This window comes from Anaerotignum sp. (assembly GCF_051877975.1).
Classification (GTDB): domain Bacteria; phylum Bacillota; class Clostridia; order Lachnospirales; family Anaerotignaceae; genus Anaerotignum_A.
The window spans coordinates 1-18,111 of the sequence record NZ_JBJEJK010000036.1; the positions used below are offsets into that span (position 1 = coordinate 1).

The 18,111-nt window shown below is 46.1% G+C and carries 19 protein-coding genes; 6 read left to right on the top strand and 13 right to left on the bottom strand.

Features of this window, described 5'->3' with window-relative positions; genetic code table 11:
* Positions 1 to 124: 124 nt before the first annotated feature.
* The 4 genes from ACI39P_RS05885 to ACI39P_RS05900 form a co-directional block, all read right to left on the bottom strand.
* Positions 125 to 451 (bottom strand): hypothetical protein, encoded by a 327-nt coding sequence (locus tag ACI39P_RS05885; RefSeq protein ID WP_439719744.1) that lies wholly within the window; start codon positions 449 to 451, stop codon positions 125 to 127.
* Between the two features lie 235 nt (positions 452 to 686).
* Positions 687 to 1,703, bottom strand: a complete 1,017-nt coding sequence (locus tag ACI39P_RS05890) for a transglutaminase domain-containing protein (protein WP_439719745.1) — start codon at positions 1,701 to 1,703, stop codon at positions 687 to 689.
* Entirely contained in the window at positions 1,676 to 1,861 is a 186-nt protein-coding gene (locus tag ACI39P_RS05895) for a VOC family protein (RefSeq protein WP_439719746.1), read from the bottom strand. The genes ACI39P_RS05890 and ACI39P_RS05895 overlap by 28 nt, the downstream gene beginning before the upstream one ends.
* Before the next feature lie 15 nt (positions 1,862 to 1,876).
* Positions 1,877 to 2,632, bottom strand: coding sequence for an exodeoxyribonuclease III (locus ACI39P_RS05900; protein WP_439719747.1), 756 nt, complete (start codon positions 2,630 to 2,632; stop codon positions 1,877 to 1,879).
* Positions 2,633 to 2,757: 125 nt separating this feature from the next.
* Between ACI39P_RS05900 and ACI39P_RS05905 the strand changes: the two genes are divergently transcribed.
* From ACI39P_RS05905 to ACI39P_RS05915, 3 genes are read left to right on the top strand one after another with little or no spacing between them, the layout of a single operon-like run.
* Entirely contained in the window at positions 2,758 to 3,093 is a 336-nt protein-coding gene (locus ACI39P_RS05905) for an arsenate reductase family protein (protein WP_439719748.1), read from the top strand.
* Between the two features lie 26 nt (positions 3,094 to 3,119).
* Positions 3,120 to 3,920 carry a nitrilase-related carbon-nitrogen hydrolase gene (locus ACI39P_RS05910; RefSeq protein WP_439719749.1) on the top strand — a complete coding sequence of 267 codons (801 nt, stop codon included), beginning with the start codon at positions 3,120 to 3,122 and terminating at the stop codon, positions 3,918 to 3,920.
* On the top strand, positions 3,889 to 4,995 hold the full coding sequence (locus tag ACI39P_RS05915) for a M20/M25/M40 family metallo-hydrolase (protein WP_439719750.1): 1,107 nt from the start codon (positions 3,889 to 3,891) through the stop codon (positions 4,993 to 4,995). The genes ACI39P_RS05910 and ACI39P_RS05915 overlap by 32 nt, the downstream gene beginning before the upstream one ends.
* A 65-nt stretch (positions 4,996 to 5,060) precedes the next feature.
* Here ACI39P_RS05915 and ACI39P_RS05920 read toward each other — a convergent pair whose 3' ends face one another.
* Positions 5,061 to 7,673: a M56 family metallopeptidase gene (locus tag ACI39P_RS05920; RefSeq protein WP_439719751.1), complete on the bottom strand. Its 2,613-nt coding sequence runs from the start codon at positions 7,671 to 7,673 to the stop codon at positions 5,061 to 5,063.
* 2 nt (positions 7,674 to 7,675) lie between these two features.
* Positions 7,676 to 8,059: a BlaI/MecI/CopY family transcriptional regulator gene (locus tag ACI39P_RS05925; RefSeq protein ID WP_439719752.1), complete on the bottom strand. Its 384-nt coding sequence runs from the start codon at positions 8,057 to 8,059 to the stop codon at positions 7,676 to 7,678.
* A gap of 213 nt (positions 8,060 to 8,272) precedes the next feature.
* On the opposite strand from ACI39P_RS05925, the gene asnA reads away from it, so the two are divergent.
* The 3 genes from asnA (at position 8,273) to ACI39P_RS05940 (ending at position 10,662) form a co-directional block, all read left to right on the top strand.
* Entirely contained in the window at positions 8,273 to 9,280 is a 1,008-nt protein-coding gene (gene asnA / locus ACI39P_RS05930) for an aspartate--ammonia ligase (RefSeq protein WP_439719753.1), read from the top strand.
* Positions 9,281 to 9,454: 174 nt separating this feature from the next.
* Positions 9,455 to 9,697 carry a hypothetical protein gene (locus ACI39P_RS05935; RefSeq protein WP_439719754.1) on the top strand — a complete coding sequence of 81 codons (243 nt, stop codon included), beginning with the start codon at positions 9,455 to 9,457 and terminating at the stop codon, positions 9,695 to 9,697.
* Between the two features lie 71 nt (positions 9,698 to 9,768).
* Positions 9,769 to 10,662, top strand: a complete 894-nt coding sequence (locus tag ACI39P_RS05940; protein WP_439719755.1) for a LysR substrate-binding domain-containing protein — start codon at positions 9,769 to 9,771, stop codon at positions 10,660 to 10,662.
* Between the two features lie 514 nt (positions 10,663 to 11,176).
* Here ACI39P_RS05940 and ACI39P_RS05945 read toward each other — a convergent pair.
* From ACI39P_RS05945 to ACI39P_RS05975, 7 genes are all read right to left on the bottom strand, one after another.
* Positions 11,177 to 12,256: a glycosyltransferase gene (locus tag ACI39P_RS05945; protein ID WP_439719756.1), complete on the bottom strand. Its 1,080-nt coding sequence runs from the start codon at positions 12,254 to 12,256 to the stop codon at positions 11,177 to 11,179.
* Positions 12,257 to 12,369: 113 nt separating this feature from the next.
* Positions 12,370 to 13,050: a V-type ATP synthase subunit D gene (locus tag ACI39P_RS05950; protein WP_439719757.1), complete on the bottom strand. Its 681-nt coding sequence runs from the start codon at positions 13,048 to 13,050 to the stop codon at positions 12,370 to 12,372.
* A 6-nt stretch (positions 13,051 to 13,056) separates the two neighbouring features.
* A complete protein-coding gene (locus ACI39P_RS05955; RefSeq protein ID WP_439719758.1) occupies positions 13,057 to 14,433 on the bottom strand; it encodes a V-type ATP synthase subunit B in 1,377 nt (458 codons plus the stop codon).
* On the bottom strand, positions 14,430 to 16,205 hold the full coding sequence (locus ACI39P_RS05960) for a V-type ATP synthase subunit A (protein WP_439719759.1): 1,776 nt from the start codon (positions 16,203 to 16,205) through the stop codon (positions 14,430 to 14,432). The genes ACI39P_RS05955 and ACI39P_RS05960 overlap by 4 nt, the downstream gene beginning before the upstream one ends.
* Positions 16,206 to 16,230: 25 nt before the next feature.
* The gene (locus tag ACI39P_RS05965; protein WP_439719760.1) at positions 16,231 to 16,548 is read right to left on the bottom strand and encodes a V-type ATP synthase subunit F; all 318 of its coding nucleotides are present in this window, start codon (positions 16,546 to 16,548) and stop codon (positions 16,231 to 16,233) included.
* Positions 16,541 to 17,518, bottom strand: a complete 978-nt coding sequence (locus tag ACI39P_RS05970; protein WP_439719761.1) for a V-type ATP synthase subunit C — start codon at positions 17,516 to 17,518, stop codon at positions 16,541 to 16,543. The genes ACI39P_RS05965 and ACI39P_RS05970 overlap by 8 nt, the downstream gene beginning before the upstream one ends.
* A 12-nt stretch (positions 17,519 to 17,530) precedes the next feature.
* The gene (locus ACI39P_RS05975) at positions 17,531 to 18,091 is read right to left on the bottom strand and encodes a V-type ATP synthase subunit E (RefSeq protein ID WP_439719762.1); all 561 of its coding nucleotides are present in this window, start codon (positions 18,089 to 18,091) and stop codon (positions 17,531 to 17,533) included.
* Positions 18,092 to 18,111: the final 20 nt, after the last annotated feature.

An 18,111-nucleotide genomic window follows, 5' to 3' on the forward strand; every position in this document is an offset into this window, starting at 1 on the left:
CAGCATTATTTCTAATACTGAGATCCCGATTCGTCATCTTAACTTAATGACATTGCCCTAATACCTCTTTAATTAACTTAGAAGAAAGACCGAGAGGGAAATTCCCTTCTCGGTCTTTCTTCTTTTATATTACAGAAACTGACTTAAAAATTCTACGACCTGATCCTTTTGTACTGTTTTGGAATATTCTATCGTTATTCCAAACATGCCATCCCATCGAAATAATAAAATTCAATGGGGCATTTAAAAATTTATATTGCATATCTCCCATTTCAATAATATCTGTCTCCAAATTCATCCCTATTTTCTTTAACAAAAAACAAAAAGAATCTGGTTCATCTAAATCCCATCCGCAATCACTGGATATGAAAATCCACCGTTCTTCCTCATCAATTCTAACTATTCTGTAATGAAAATTATGCGCTCTTTTCCCTCCAGCAATTTCTTCCATAATCCACCCTCCAAAATGCTACACATCTCCATCTACAAAGCCAATACCAATGCCATCTTTAGATTTTAATACTCCTACGTATTTTCCCTTTTCAAAATAGAACTCATTTCTTCGAGAATTCTATCCCATCTGTTTCTTTATTCCAGGAAAAAGGATCTTTCTCGTCCCAAAATCTGTAATTTCATTATTCAACCTAAATAACCATCTTCAGTCTAAACCTGTTTTAATTCATCCTTTATTCTTTTTCCCCTTCATTGGCCTCTTCCATAGTCAGCTCTTCCAGCGGGGCTTGTGTAATGAATTCCACCCGTACCACCGCCTGCGCCCAGTTCAGGGAAACCTTGGCGAATTTTTCTTTTTTTGCCGCTTCTTCCTTGAAAATCTGCAAAAATTCCTGCACGATCTCTCTGGTCATATAGCCGCCCCGCCAATGAAACAAAAGAATCCTGCCTTTCTTCACCGCCTGGGCGGAACGTTTCCGCACATCCTCCATCTTTGTGAAGGAGAACTTCTTCTCTTTATAATAAAACCGATCTCCATCTGTACAGGCAGGCATTTCCCAGACCAGTTTTTCATGATCCCGGAAAATCTGCTTATCAGGCAGAAGGAAATAATCATAGCGAATCTCCTCCGGAGTTCCCAAAGAATTATCAAAGGTGCAGTCCAGATGATAATATTTTTTATCCACACGGACAACATTCCAAGCATGGCGATATTTTACGCCCTTCTCCGGATTATTTTCCGCAAGGGCAACAACGCACCAGAGATTCAGCCCATCGCACAACACCTTGACCGCCTTGGCGATCCCCTCACAGACCCCCATCCCATGGCCCAAAGGGCCGATGATTTCATGGGAATACTGCTTTTTCAGCTTATCATACCGCACATTTTTGCAGATAAAATCATGGATATACAGCAGTTTTTCCATTTCACTCAGCTTTGCCGCCGGGCGTATCAGCTTTTCCACACGGGCCTGCAAGGCCTTCTGATGCTCCTTGATTTTCCCCTTTTCGAACAGATACTCGGGTATCATCTCCGCATTTTCGGAATCAGGATAATAGCGATACTGGAAGGTGCCTGCATAAAAAAACTGAGGATTGTCCAGCCGCACCTTCATAAAAACCTCGGAAAGCTCCTTCCGCTCCAGCAAAGGCACAGAAAAAGACGGTGCCACGGACTGTAACCCTATCTTAATGGCATTGTAAGTATTCTGTTGTGATTTTTTCAATGTATTGTAATAATACTGCTCCATTTTCTCTTTCCTTTTTCCTTTGTCTGCAGGCAAACGCCTCCCGTCAGGGTCACATTCGCCCCAAAATCCATGATACCCCGGAGCCCCAGCACATCTTTATAAAATTTCTTCGATTGTTCCATATCTGTAACAACCAATAAAGGGTTTTTGAATTTCATATCCGCATCCCCTTTTTACAGTTCTATCTCCAATTCCACCGGACAATGGTCGGAACCCATGACTGCAGTATGGATCTTGGCATCCACCAGCTTTTCCTTCAGCCGTTCAGAAACCACATAATAGTCGATACGCCATCCGGCGTTGTTCTGTCTGGCTTTGAAGCGATAGCTCCACCAAGAATAGATGCCTGTCGCATCGGGATAAAAATAGCGGAAGGTATCCACGAAGCCGGCTCCCAACAGCTCAGTAAATTTGCCCCGTTCCTCATCTGTAAAGCCGGCACTGCGGCGGTTGGTGGAAGGATTTTTCAGATCGATCTCGTTATGAGCCACATTCAGGTCACCGCAAATGATCACAGGCTTTTTCTCATCCAGCCCCTTCACATAGGCACGAAAAGCATCCTCCCAATCCATGCGGTAAGCCAGGCGGGCATTTTCCTGCTGGGAATTGGGTGTATAAACCGTAACGTGGTAAAAATCTTCAAATTCCAATGTAATCACACGGCCTTCATGGTCATGCTCCTCCACGCCGATGCCGTAAGTCACCGCCAAGGGTTCCTTTTTCGTAAATACCGCCACACCGGAATAGCCCTTCTTTTCGGCATAATTCCAATATTGGTGATATCCCTCTGTTTCCAAGTCAATCTGCCCTGCCTGCAGTTTCGTTTCCTGCAGAGAAAATATATCCGCATCGGCTTCTTTGAAATATTCCAAAAAACCTTTGCCCACAGCGGCCCGCAGACCGTTTACATTCCATGAAATCATTCTCATTTTATCCTGCCTCCTTCTGAAAAGTACTTTCAGTATACCAGAACAACTGTCCTTTGTCTTGCCCCCCGGGCTAAAATCATATAAAATTAAGAAAAAGCAAATTTTGAGAAAGGAGCTTTTTGCAGATGAATATACAAATCTATGGTTCCAAGAAATGCTTCGATACCAAAAAAGCAGAACGCTATTTCAAGGAACGGAAAATCAAATATCAATCTATCGACCTGCATCAATTTGGCATGGCGAAGGCTGTTTTTGAAGCAGCCAAAAAATGTATCCCTGTGGAAGATATGATCGACCGCAAAGCAAAGGCCTACACCAAACTCTACATGGATTACATCGACGAAGCGAAACGGGAAACGACCCTTTTTGAAAATCCCGAGCTGTTCGCAACACCAATCGTACGCAATGGCAAGGCATTCACCCTGGGCTTCTGCCCTGATATTTGGAAAACATGGGAATAAGAAAAGAAAACGTTAGGAGGATTATTATGAGAATTGCACTGGGACAAATCGACATGGGTTTTGAAGAAAAAGAAAGAACAATGGCATTGTGCAGCCGCCTGATGGCAGAAGCAAAGGAAAAAGGCGTTGATTTCGTAGTTTTTCCGGAAATGACACTGGCAGGCTTTACGCTGAACCCCGAAACCTATGGTGAAGATAGAAAAGAAAGTAACTCTCTGGCATTCTTCAAGGAAGAAGCCAAGAAAAATGGTGTGGCCGTATGCTGGGGCATGCCTGTTTATGAAAACGGCGTTTCTACCAACCACTGCATCATTTTTGATGAAAACGGCAATCAGCTGGCGGATTATGCCAAAATCCATCCCTTCTCCTTTGGCGCAGAGGCAAAGCATTATATCGGCGGCAGTGAACTGCAGTTCTGTCAGGTAAAGGGCGTACCCGTTTCTCCCCTGATCTGCTATGATTTGCGCTTCCCGGAACTTTTCCAGGTCCTGTCTGAAAAGAGCCACATCATCACAGTCATCGCCAGCTGGCCCACAGCCCGCAGAGACCATTGGATGACCCTGCTGAAAGCCCGTGCCATCGAAAACCAGTGCTTTATCATCGGCGTAAACCGCAGCGGCGATGGCGGCGGCCTGTCCTATCATGGGGATAGCATGGTGATTTCTCCCAATGGCGAAGTGCTGGCCCATGTAGAAGGCGGCAATGGCCTGACTATTGTAGATATCGACCCTGAAGAAGCAGAAAAAGTACGGGCAGGGTTCCCCCTGAAAGCAGATCGGAAACCGGAATTGTATCATGCCCTTTGGGAACAGCATCACGAAAGATAAGGTGATACAGGTGATTCTCGAAACCATCCTGCAGCTGCGAAAAAAGCTGCATGCCTGCCCGGAAATTTCCGGCAGAGAAGAAAAATCAAAAGCCCTTTTAACGGATTTTTTCAAGCAGCATACTACTCTGGAAATTCACCCCTGCGGTGACGGGTTTTATGCTGCCCATAGGGAACCCGGCGCAGCCAAGCCTGCCATCGCCCTGCGGGCCGATTATGATGCGCTTTCCCTGCCCGATGGCAATGCAGGCCATCTTTGCGGCCACGACGGGCATGCCGCCGCCCTTTGCGGCGCGGCTCTCTCTGCAGAAGGAAAAACATTCGGCCGAAATATATTTTTCCTGTTCCAGCCTGCAGAAGAAACAGGCGCAGGGGCAGAAGGCTGCTGTGAACTGTTTGCAAAAGAAACTGTCCATGAAATTTATGGTGCCCATAATCTGCCGGGCCTTCCCCTGGGGCTGGTAACTACTCGCCCCGGTACATTTGCCTGTGCTTCTCGCGGGGTCATTTTATATTTTCAGGGGAAACCCGCCCATGCGGCATATCCGGAAAACGGCATCTCCCCTGCGGAGGCAGTCGGAAAACTATTATGCGCTCTGCCTGCGCTATCCGCCCCCTCCCGCTATACCGGCATGACGATGTGTACTGTCATTGGCGTAAAAATGGGGGAAAAAGCCTTCGGCGCGGCAGCGGAATCTGCGGAAATCTGGCTGACCCTCCGGGCAGAACATGATCAGGATCTGGCATCTCTATTTGATGAAATTCTGCGTCTGTCTCAAAATCTGGCAGCAGAACAGCATCTTTCTTTCTCCCATCAGCTGCAGGATGTTTTCCCCGCTACAGAAAATGATCCTGCCTGCGCTGAAAAGGTGCTTTCCCTCTGCCAGGGGGAACTGCTGGAAAGCCCCATGCGCTGGAGCGAAGATTTTGGGCATTATCTGCATATTTGTTCCGGAGCATTCTTCGGCATTGGCGCAGGAATCGAACAGCCGCCTCTGCATACAGAACATTATGAATACCCTGATGCCCTGCTGCAGCCCACAATAAATGCATTTCTTGCGCTCATGCATTCCTGATTTTTAAAAGAACCGCCCTCTATACGAAAAGGGGCGGTTCTTTTATCGTTGAAATAAACGGGCTTTTATACGCCTGTTTCATACATTGGGATGATTTCAATCAATTGGTTTATTTTTTCCATATTGCTCTCTTCCATATAAGAATGGAAATAAATCGGCATACGCATCCCTTCATAATACGCCTGCATATAATAGACGATATTTTGCCACAGCAGCATCTGGCAAGCCTCACTGTCATAGGAAATCATTTTATTTGCCAAACCGCCGTTTCCATTGCACATTTCCCTGATGGAATCCCCATAATCGCTGCCATCCTGGGCCTGTGTCCATTTTATCAGCACCCAGTTTCCGCCCCGTTTTTCAAAATCGAGACGGGAAGGAATGATGGAACCACCCTGCTCAAAAAATGCGTATCCGCCGCCTTTGGTGCGGCTCATGGCATAGGTATTATCGAAAATCACAGCAAACACACTCATGTTGTTTCCTTTTTCCACGATTTCCTGCACCAATGGTGCATAAAACGTCACCTTATGCCCCACTGTCATTTTCTCATTAAATCTGGCATCCAGTGCGGCATAGACTGCCGCCAGCCGTTCCTCCTGCCCGGCCGCCGCAACGCTCCATTTTTTTGCTGCGGAAACATCCAGCCCATATTCCTTTTCCATATCCGCCCCATAAAGCATTGCATCATAGGCAAAAGGGGCGCAGAGAGTAGAATCCAGAGCGGCGTATGCCTGATACCATTCCGTCGGCTGCAAATCCGCATGCCTGGGTTCTCCTAAAATATCCTGACAAGCCAGCATCATCACTTGCCCCCGCAGGTCATCCTCCACATATCCCATGGCAAATTGAGAAAGAAATTCCCGCAGAGCAGGCTCCCCCAGTTTCACCAGTTCATCATATTGGGGACATTTAATATAATCCGCAGGATTGGAGGAAGTCAGCTTTTGCCCTGCAATTTCATCCACCAAGCTGTTCGCATAGATCATCTGATAAGACATAGACTGTTTTTCAATGTCCTCCTCTGCCGCAGGGGCACCGGAAAGCATATCGTTCATACGTTTCTGTGCTGCCCCTTCGTTCAAATGCATCAGATTATAAATCTCCTCCGGTGTGGTGATGCCTTCATAAAAATAGCGGTTGATGGCGAAAACAAAATTACGGAAGGCTTCTTCATCGGCGGCAAATTCCCGCAAATCCTGCTCCCCAAAATAGTTCTTGGCTTTTTCTCTGTCAAAAGACAGTGATGTCACAACTACCCCATCCTCTGCCCCTGCCGCATGCAGGGAAACATTGAAATCGCCCGCATTTTCCACCAATGCAAGAAAAATCATGCCGTGAATCTGACTCCAGCGGTCATCCAGATAGCTTTCTCCATCGTATTCATAGGTGGTTTCTCCATTCCTTTCCCAATCCAAATGCCGCCGCACGCCATAGGGTTCTTCGCTGGTATACAGTTCAATCCCCTCGCTGTTATTCGTCACCCCGTCCGGCATAGGCAGTAATCCCAAAATCTTTCCTACACCAATATGGTCGCCGATATATTGCAGCTTGGCTTCATAAAGCTGGTGAACGATTTCCTCCGTATACTCCCCATAGACCACGCCCGTCAGGGTTTCTTCCTGCGGCTCCATTGTGGTACAGCCTACAAAAGCCGTCCCGCCGCAGACCACTATCGCCGCTGCCATAAACAGGGCAATCCCCCGTTTTTTGGCCGTCATATCAAAAATATTTTCAAATCTTGTTTTTAACTCCTTTTTCCCGCCGGAAAAAGCCGTGCTCATCTGCATATTTTTCCTTTTGGCTTCTTTCACCGTCCGCAGAATAGCCATACTATAGGCCTCTCTTTCCGCCATGCCACAGTTTTCCATCACCGCCAGGTCGCAGGAAAGCTCCATATCCTTTTCCGCCAGCTTCGCCATCCAATGGACAAAGGGGTTAAAAAAGTGCATGGCTCTGGCCAGCATCAGCACACCTTTATACCACAAATCCTTTCTCCGGCAATGGGTCAGTTCGTGCTTCAAAATCAAAAGGATATCCTCTTTTTCTCTGTCCTCGGAATTGATATAGATTTCCTGCTTCCAAAATCCCACGCAAAGGGGGCTGGGCAGCCCGCCGCAGAAATATAGCTCCGGTCGTTTTTTCATACCCATGTTCCTGCAAAGGGTATAGTAAGTATCCAAAACCGCCGCATCCAATACCTTTCTTCTGCTGCGTTTCAGCATCCGCCGAAAGCTGGCATATTTCCACCCCTGCCATGTAAGAAACAGCATCACACCCGACAGCCACAGAAAATCCGGAAAATTCAAGAAGAAATTGAGGAGAAGCTCCCCTGTTTTCTGTTCCCTTTCCGCCTGAACAGGCTGGCTTTGCAGCATAGGCTCTGCGGGTACAGGCATAGCCTCTGCCTCCGCAGATGGCTCTTTCTCATAGAGTTTATCCTGCCATTCCTGGGTTTGCGCTGCCACATTGGGCACCTCCACCCGCATCCCCGTCATGGGTTCCGGCAAAGTCAGCTGCATGGGCACACAAAGCCGCACCGCCAACACCAGCCAAATCAGATACCGCCACTTCGCCCCATATCTTTTCCCCAGCAGATTAGAGCAAAGAGCCAGCACCAAAATAACAGGGATAGCAAATAAACTCATTTCCCATACACTTTGAAAAATCACACTCATCCTCATTCACCTCCCGTTTTGGAACGAATAAAGGCCGCCAGTTCATCCAGATCCGCTTCTGAAATAGAATGACTGTCATATAAAGAAGCCACCAACTTCGTCACGGAACAATCATTGACCTTTTCCAGAAAGGCTCTGTTTTCCACTGCCAGGTAGGCATCCTCGGTCACCAGAGGCGTGTAGTAACGATTCTTTCCTTCTTTATAGCTTTCCAAAAAGCCACGGTCGATGAGGCGGTTTAAGAGGGTCTGCAACGCAGAAACATTCCAAGGCCTGTGCCGCTCCAACAATGCCTTCACTTCAGAGGTAGAAAGGGTTTTTCCGCTTTCCCAAATGGCTTTCATAATTTCCAGTTCTGTATCCGGCAAACGCATGAGGTCTCCCATTTTCATCATCTCCTGTTAATTCATTTCCTACAAATGTAAGAATTATGTTTTTCTATATCATACAATTGTATGAGTTGTATGTCAATACCCCCTATTCGTTTTTCTGATGGAAACTTCCCTTGACAAAAAAATCTTCTGTGTTATCCTAAAAGATATGGAAAATCTTTATCTGCAATAAGATATAAAAATACATTCAGAAACGAGGTGCTTTTGATGAGCAAAACATATATCCCTGCAGGCTATCAGTCCGTGTTGACCTTATATGAAACACAGAACGCCATTGGTGTGATCCACCACGCCTTTGAAGAACACCTGGGCCAGACGCTGAACCTGAAACGTGTTTCCGCTCCTCTGTTCGTCGACCCCGCAACTGGTCTGAACGACAACTTAAACGGCGTAGAACGCCCCGTAAGCTTTGAAATTCCTGCCACAGGTACTGTTGCAGAAGTTGTACATTCTCTTGCAAAATGGAAACGTATGGCGCTGTATCGCTATGATTTCCGCCCCGGCAAAGGTCTTTATACAAATATGAACGCCATCCGCCGTGATGAAACACTGGATAACTTGCACTCCATCTATGTTGACCAGTGGGATTGGGAAAGAGTCATCACTCCTGAAAAGAGAAATATTGAAGAACTGAAATTTACTGTACAGGGTATCGTTTTGGCTATCTGTGATACACTGGAAGTGGTAAAGAAAAAATATCCCCGCATCACAACAGAATTGTGCCGGGAAGTAACCTTCATCACCTCTCAGGAACTGGAGGACAGATATCCCGACCTGACCCCCAAGGAAAGAGAAAATGCCATTGTCAAAGAACATAAAACGGTGTTTATCATGCAGATCGGCGATAAACTGCGTTCCGGGGAACCCCACGACGGCAGAGCACCCGACTATGATGACTGGCAGCTGAACGGCGACCTGCTGTTCTACAACGCTGTTCTGGACAGTGCTCTGGAAATTTCCTCCATGGGCATCCGTGTTGATCCCTACAGTCTGGATCAGCAGCTGAAAAAAGCAAACTGCGATGACCGCAGAAGCCTGACCTACCATAAAATGCTGCTGGAAGGCAAACTGCCCTGCACCATCGGCGGCGGTATCGGCCAATCCAGACTTTGTATGCTGCTTTTGGGCAAAGCCCATATCGGCGAAGTGCAGTCCTCTATTTGGGATCAGGAAACCATTGATGTCTGCAATGCTGCTGGTGTCACATTGTTGTAATCAAAAAGTTACCCCTCTTTTGAGGGGTATTTTTTTGCGATTTTCTATTAAAATTTGTAATGATAATATTTAAATCATTGAATTTTACAAATAAAAAGAACCGTGTTATGATAGAACCATAAAAGAGATCTCTGAAAAATAAAATTCCATTGAACTTTTCAAGGAGGTAATCTTATGAAAAATGATTATACAACACGCTGTGGTTTTTATGCACTGGTTTCCCTTTTCTTCTATATTGCCTGCTGCTACATTGGATTTTCTGAACCTTGGAGCGTTGGCATTATGAAAATTTTTATGGCAGGAATCCTTGCCAGCGGTGTGCTGTTTGTATTCTTCTGCGGAAAATGCGCCAACGCTGCTGAAAAATACCAGAAAAACGGCACACAGCACTTCACCCTTGCACATTCTCAATGCTGATATTATAATGAAAAAAGCAGTATCGAAAGATGCTGCTTTTTCTTTATCATCTGGATCTACAGGAGGTTTTTATGGAACTGCGCAATCTTTTTACTTTTTTGAAAGTTGTCGAAACCGGTAGTTTTTCCAAAGCAGCAGAACAGCTTTTATATTCTCAATCCACTGTTACCGTACAGATTCAGCAGCTGGAAGAAGAACTGCATGTGCATCTGTTCGACCGCATTGGCAAAAAAGTCTTTGTTACGGATAAAGGATGGGAACTGCACACCTATGCCCAGCAAATAGCGGATTTGGCGCAGAAAATCTCCTGCATCGGCAACGAAGGACAGGAATTATACGGCGAATTGCGTATCGTTTCCATAGATTCCCTGATGGTAGCCGTTTTGCCCGATATTCTGTTAGAATATCATAAACGCTATCCCAAAGTTGATCTTGTTGTAAAAAGTGCCGACAGCATGGCAGAAATCGATTACATGCTCTCCCACAACGAAGCCGATTTTGGGTTTCTTTTCCTGGAAAAACAAGGTCAGAAAGATTTATATTCTGCCTTTTCCCATAAAGAACGCATCGTTTTTTCCGCACCGCCCACCCATCCTTTGGCTGCAAAAAGGAATATCTCCATGGATGAGATTGCCAAAGAAAAATTGATCGTTTCCAATAAACATGCTTCCTTTACAGAAATTCTCAGCATTCATGCCAAATCCCTGACTTATGAAATCAGTCCCACTTTTGATATCTGGAATGCTACAGGCGCGATGATGATGGTCAAACGCGGGGGCGGCATTGGGCTAATCCCCTATTACCTGATTGCCGATGCTGTAAAGAGCGGGGAATTGTGCGTATTGGATGTTCCTGAAATGAATCTTACCGTTTGGGTGCAGGCTCTCTATCACCAGCATAAAGCCGTCACTCCTCAGATGAAGGCTTTTTTCTCTTTGCTGCAGGAAATCTATCCTGCTATCTAATTTCCTGATAAAATGAATTCCATAAAAAATTAATTTGATACTTTTAAATTACCTCTTCACTTTTTTTCTTTATCGTGATACAATATTAACGTACCAAAGAAAAGACATAAGTGTACAAAAGAGCAATCCAAATCAACCTAGCATTTATCTTCTCGGCGTCGATATCCCCTTTCTCTCTCGACAATAGATAAATGCCAAAGACAGCCCTTCCCTCAGGGCTGTTTTTTTGATGCTTAGCTCTTTCTAACTCCACCGTTATAAATATAATATCCAGAAAAGCTGCTTTTTTATCTTCAGAAGAACTGCAAAAAGACTTTTATCAAAATATATAATAGTAATCTTTGATTCTATCAATTTCACATTACCTTACAGATATGTTACAATGAAACTGTACCGAGGGGGTACAAAATATATCACACGATATCGCCATACGGCTCATGGTGATCTGCCAATTTTCCTTTCTCCTGGCATCAATGTGTGGTCTCAGCCTTATGCATTGCTTAAGGCTGTTTTTTCATTTTTTCATAATTTTCTCGAAATATCTTTTATTCTGCACCACAGCCCGATCTTCCGGTTTGAATACTCCTGCCATTTCATTATACATCTTAGCCCGTTCCCAATCGCCCAGCCTGTCATAGCAGACGCAAAGCTGGATGCAGGGCAGAAATCCATAGCACTCCTCCTGCACGAAAGCTCCCTGCTTTGTTCGACGCTCCGCCCGCAATGCGTTTTCATACCAAAAGATAGCTTGCTCCCATTGTTCCTTTCCATAAAAATAGCTTCCAATATCGCAGCAATGCTCCCCTGTAGGCGGTGCCAGCTTCAGCCCCTGCAAAAGTGCATCGATAGCTTCCTCTTCCTTTCCGACAGCAGATAAACAATAGGAAAGAAACCGATTCGCTTCCAGCTTATTTTCCAACCACCCCTGCGGTTCCGACAAAAAGTTCTGAAAGACTTTCGCCGCTTTTTCATATTTTCCGTGATAATACAATTCCCGGCCATAATAAAACCATTCCCTGGGGTCAAACTTCCGGCCCTTTTCCAGCATTTTTTCATAAATCAACAAATTCCTGTCAGAGTATTCCAGGTTTTCTTTTCGATGCTCAAAATGAATTTCCTCATACCGTATTTCTCCAAAAGGCGGGATGACCTCATGCACACAGCCAACCCATTTTGCCTGCTCTGAACGGCGCATCAACCGCTCCCGATAATAAGAAAATGTCACCTTTCCTCCTTCATCAAACCCTGCATCATAGAGCATCATTACCATGTCACAGGGGTGTTTCTCCAAATCTTCTTTCAGCACAAGCAGCTTTTCCTTCTCTTTTTCCGGAAAGACATCATCCGCATCCATCCACAGGAGATATTCCCCGGTTCCTTTGGAAAAAGCAAAATTTCTCGCTGCTGAAAAATCATCAATCCACTTAAAATCATATATTTTATCCGTAAATCTTTCTGCGATTTCTTTCGTTTTATCCACAGAGCCTGTATCTACAATAATAATTTCATCCACGCAATCCGCAATGCTTTTTAAACACCGCTCCAGTACATCCTCTTCATCCCGCACGATCATACATAAACTGATCTTAATCATGCAATGCACACTCCTTTCCGTTGCTGCCAGTTTATGCAAACGAAAAAAAACTGTGCATCTTTCCAACAAAAAAATAACGGTACCCACAAAAGGGATACCGTTTATTTTTGAAATTATTCGCCGGAAGCGGCTGCTTCCTGCTGTTTTTTCGCTTCGATCGCTTTCTTTGCGACCATATCCTTCACCTTCATCAGGCGGGTCGTATTGGCACGTTCATTTTCTTCCAGCTTCATGGTGATATATTTGATCGTCTCCTGATAGTTGGGAATCATAACGTTTTCCAAAGCGTTTACACGGCGGCGGGTACGTTCAATTTCCTGCGCCAACAACTGTGCTGTCTTTTCACTTTCTGCCAGACGGAGCAAAGGCTCCATAGCATCGGAGAAAGAAAGCATTGCGCTGTCCAGTTCGCCGGAGGTAAACGCCATACCATAGGGATAAATGTTGCTGTCACTGCCGCCTTCCTTCTGGAAGTCGAATACAGGCACATTTACACTCATGATATTTTTATTCGTCACCTTAACAGATACAGACTGTTGAGGAATCATCAATGCTTCCCCCAGGCTGGCTTCGCTCAGTACCGCTCTGGCGATGATGAAGTTTTTATAAGCATTTTCCAGAGCAGCTTCTGCTTCTTCTCTCAAACGCTTATTTTCCCGCACAATTTCCATGAACTGCTTCATCAGTTCATCCAGTTTATCTTTCAGCAGCTTATGACCTCTGGTCGCTGTTTTCAACTGGCCTTTCAAGCGGGTCATTTCCATACGGGTGGGATTGACATTCAATCTAGCCACACTTCATCACTCCCCGCTGTTCAGATATTTTTCCAGATATTCGTCACGAATACGTTTCAATTCACTCTTCGGCAGCATCCGCAGCAGGCTCCAGCCTGTTTCCAGTGTCTGCTCAATGGTTCTGTCCGTCTGGAAGCCCTGAGAAACGTATTTCTTTTCAAATTCATCCGCAAATTTTGCATAGATCAGGTCAACTTCGGACAAAGCGGATTCGCCCAGAATTGCCATCAGTTCTTTTGCATCCTTACCACGGGAATACGCTGCAAACAGCTGGTTCATAGTATCCGCATGGTCTTCTCTTGTCTTGCCTTTCCCGATCCCTTTATCTTTCAGACGGGACAGAGAGGGCAAAACGTTGATGGGAGGCTGGATGCCTTTTTTATCCAGTTCACGGCTCAGGATGATCTGACCTTCTGTGATGTAGCCTGTCAAGTCGGGGATAGGATGAGTCTTATCTTCTTCGGGCATTGTCAGAATAGGGATCATTGTGATGGAACCGGGATGACCTTTCATACGGCCTGCACGTTCATACATAGTCGCAAGGTCTGTATACAGGTAGCCGGGGTAACCACGACGACCGGGAACTTCTTTTTTCGCTGCGGAAACCTCACGAAGGGCTTCTGCATAGTTTGTGATATCTGTCAGGATGACCAGAACGTGCATATCCTGTTCAAATGCCAGATATTCCGCCGCTGTCAGTGCCATCTTAGGGGTACAGATACGTTCTACAGCAGGGTCGTTTGCCAGGTTTACAAAGACAACGGAACGGTCGATAGCACCTGTCTGTTTGAAGTCGTTGATGAAGAATTCAGCATCTTCAAAAGTGATACCGATAGCGGCAAATACTACCGCGAATTTAGAATCTGTACCGCGAACCTTCGCCTGTCTCGCGATCTGTACTGCCAGATTTGCATGAGGCAGACCGGAAGCGGAGAAGATAGGCAGCTTCTGGCCACGAACCAGTGTATTCAGGCCATCGATAGCAGATACACCGGTCTGGATAAATTCCGCAGGATATTCACGAGCCGCAGGGTTAATAGGTGCGCCGTTGATATCCAGTCTCTTTTCAGGGATGATTTCGGGGCCGCCGTCGATGGGGTTCCCCATGCCGTCGAAGACACGACCCAGAATATCAGGGGATACGCCAAAATCCAGGCTCTTGCCCAGAAAACGTACTTTACTTTCCGCCAAGTTGATACCTGTTGCACTTTCAAACAACTGTACCAGCGCAGTATCGCCGTTTACTTCCAGAACCTTACATTTTCTGATCTCGCCGTTGGCCAGCTCGATTTCGCCCAGTTCATCGTATGTGACGCCTTCAACACCGGAAACAACCATCAGAGGGCCGGCTACTTCCTGAATGGAACGATATTCTTTTATCATAATTCATCTGCCCCCTTTCTGATCAGATCCTGTATCTGTGCTTTAATTTCGTTTTCGATTTCATCGTAGCTCTTATCTACATTGGCTTCTTCCACGTATTTTGCACGCCCGATACGTTCGATAACGTCCAGTTTTGTCAGCTTCTGAATGGTGATACCCTGTTTGATGGCTTCGTTGGCTTCTTTATAGAAAGTCAGGATCAGCTTCATCATACGATACTGCTTATGCAGAGATGTATAGGTATCCACTTCATGGAAGGAGTTCTGATGCAGGAAGTCTTCACGGATAGAACGGGCAACTTCCAGAATCAGTCTGTCGCTGTGGGACAGCGCATCCACGCCGACCAACTGTACGATTTCATTCAATTCCGCTTCTGTCTGCAGCAATCTCATGGCTTCGATACGCTGTGCGGAGAAGTTAGGTTCTACATTTTCATCTGCCCATGCGTCAACCTTTGCCTGATACAGAGAGTAGCTGGTCAGCCAGTTGATAGCAGGGAAATGACGTTTATACGCCAGAGAGGAATCCAGACCCCAGAATACCTTTACGATACGCAAAGTTGCCTGAGATACGGGTTCGGAAATATCACCGCCGGGAGGAGATACGGCACCGATGGCTGTCAGTGTACCAACTCTGCCTTCATTCCCCAGACAAACAACACGGCCTGCCCGTTCATAGAACTGCGCCAGACGGGAACCCAGATAAGCGGGATAGCCTTCTTCACCAGGCATTTCTTCCAGACGGCCGGACATTTCACGGAGGGCTTCTGCCCAACGGGAAGTGGAGTCTGCCATCAGGGCTACGCTATAGCCCATATCACGGAAGAATTCCGCAATGGTGATACCTGTATAGATAGATGCTTCACGAGCCGCTACGGGCATATCGGAAGTATTTGCGATCAGAACAGTTCTCTGCATCAGAGACTCCCCTGTACGAGGGTCTTTCAGTTCAGGGAACTCGTTCAGTACGTCTGTCATTTCGTTGCCGCGTTCGCCGCAGCCGATATAAACAACGATATCCGCATCGGCCCATTTTGCCAGCTGATGCTGCGTAACTGTTTTACCGGAGCCGAAGGGGCCGGGGATCGCAGCAACACCGCCCTTTGTAATGGGGAAGAAGGTATCGATAACACGCTGCCCTGTAATCAGGGGCGCATTGGGGGATTCTTTTTCTTTATAAGGTCTTTCCCGACGTACGGGCCATTTCTGCATCATGGTCACATTGACATCGTTGCCCTTTTCATCTGTAATGATACAAACAGTTTCTTCTACGGTAAAATCACCAATGAAGATTTCTTTAATGACACCCTTTAGGCCAAAGGGCACCATGATCTTACACTGAACCACAGCAGTTTCCTGAACGAAACCAATCACATCCCCTGCAACAACAGCATCGCCGGGCTGCTTTGTGGGTTCAAATTTCCATTTCTTTTCTCTGTCCAAAGAAGGTACTTCAACACCTCTGCGGATGTTTGTGCCGCCGACTTCGTACATTTTTTCCAGAGGACGCTGGATACCATCATAAATCGTGGAGACCAGACCGGGGCCCAGCTCTACGCTCATAGGCATACCGACGGATACCACTTCTTCACCGGGGCCAAGACCTGCGGTTTCTTCATAAACCTGAATGGAGGCTTTGTCTCCGTGCATTTCGATGATCTCGCCGATCAGATGTTTATCAGATACACGAACCACGTCGAACATGTTGGCATCTCTCATGCCTTCCGCAATGACCAGTGGACCTGATACTTTTACGATCGTGCCTGTTTTCATATGCTCATTCACCTACAATCATTCTTTATTCACTAAACAATATATCTGCGCCGATGGCCCGTTTGGCCGATTCGCGCACTTCATTCATGCCCAAACCCATGTTTCCGCCGATACCGGGGATCACAATGATGGCGGGCAATTCCATATCTTTGTATTTGGCAATGCTTTCCTTCGCCTTCAGGCTGGCTTCTTCCGTGATATAAATGATCGCGTATTCCTTTTCTGCCAGTCTGTGGATGGTCTTTTTGATCTCCTCCGCTGTGTAAGCGGGGAAAATATCGATCCCCAGAGCAAGGAAGCCCATAACTGTGTCCTTATCGCCAATGATACCAACTTTAGACATATGCTTCTCTCACCCTTTCTTTGATGGTTTCCGCATCAATCTCATGCAGTTTGCATGTCATAATGATACGGACACATTTTGCCTCTGTCTCCTTTGCAAGGATATAGGCTGCAACAGGTTCGGGCGTCAGCGTTTTATATTTTGCCTCTTTCACATAATCCATCAGATAATCGTCACAGGCTTTTTCAAAAGCAGTAAAGCCCTGCTCCATGCTTTCCCCGCAAAGATTGCCATAGGCTGTTTCTTTCAGCACAGAAACGGCACTGTCGCTTTTCAGCGCGCGCACCAGTGTTTCTGCGCTCAACTCACCGCCAGGAACAATGCTTTCCAGCAGTTCCTGCTCTGTTCTGTGCAGCGTACGGATACGGAACAGCGTTTTCAGATTCGTCACATCCGCCAGCTTTTGCACATATTTCCTGACATATTCGATGCCCAATTTTTCCGCTGCATCGGACATCACCTGGAAACAGGCCTTATCCAGAACAGAGTCAATATAGCGTCCGTTCTTTGTCTTTGCGTAAAGCTCAATGGCTTCTTCCACAGCCTTTGCATCGATATGGGGCATTTCCAGGTAGTTTCTTTCCCGGAAAAACTTCCGCAGTTCCTCTACCGGGATCGAGCCGCCCTGAATCATGAATTTCTTGCCATTGACCCTAGAGATCTCTTCCTTAATCAATACCTTCACATTATGATAATCGTTCTTGAACCGGAAGATATCCATAAAGGTTTCATTGGGGATCAGCTTGCCCACAGCCTGATAGGCCTCTTCCAAATTGGCCTGAATCATGGTTTCAAAATCGTGGACATCTTTGACCTGTGTTTTCCCATAATCACTATCCTGCAGAAAACGCAGCGCTTCTTCCGCATCTTTGGCTTCCGCCATCTGCATCAGCTTTTGCTTTGTCAGCAGTTTATTTTCCATGGAACGCACACTGGCCACGGCGAAAGGGTAAATTCTTTCTCTTGCCATCTCTACCCCTCCTTAAAATAAAATTTTTGCTGCGATCTGCTGGATTTCTTCTTTTTCTACTGTAATGATCGATTCAAAAGAATAGTTATATTCAATATCTCCGTTTTTCACGATAAAACCGCCGCTGATATCCGCAGTTTTTTCAGAAAGGACAAAGCCCTTTTCCGCTACCACTGCCGCCAGGCGGGACACATCCTTTGCAGAAACGATAATTTCTGTACCCAGGGACTTATCCAGGCGTTCCAGCATACCGCCGATGACCTTTGCATATTCCGCATCCTCAAGAGAAAGCAGTCTTTTTTCTGCTTCTGCAATGACTTCTGCAAGGATATTCTGCTTTTCTTCCAAAATGGCCTTCTTCGCCTGCATTTCCGCACCGGAAATTTCCTTTGCAGATGCTTTTGCCGCTTCTGCCTGGGCATTTCTATCGAAAACATCCATTTCCCTGTCCACTTTATCCTGGGCATTTTTCAGAATGGCATCCACTTCTTTCTGGCCCCTTGCCAGTGTGGCTTTTGCCGCTTCTTCTGCTTCTGCGATGATTTTATCAATGATAATCTTACCATCATTCATAGGAGTTACTCCTCCTTTTC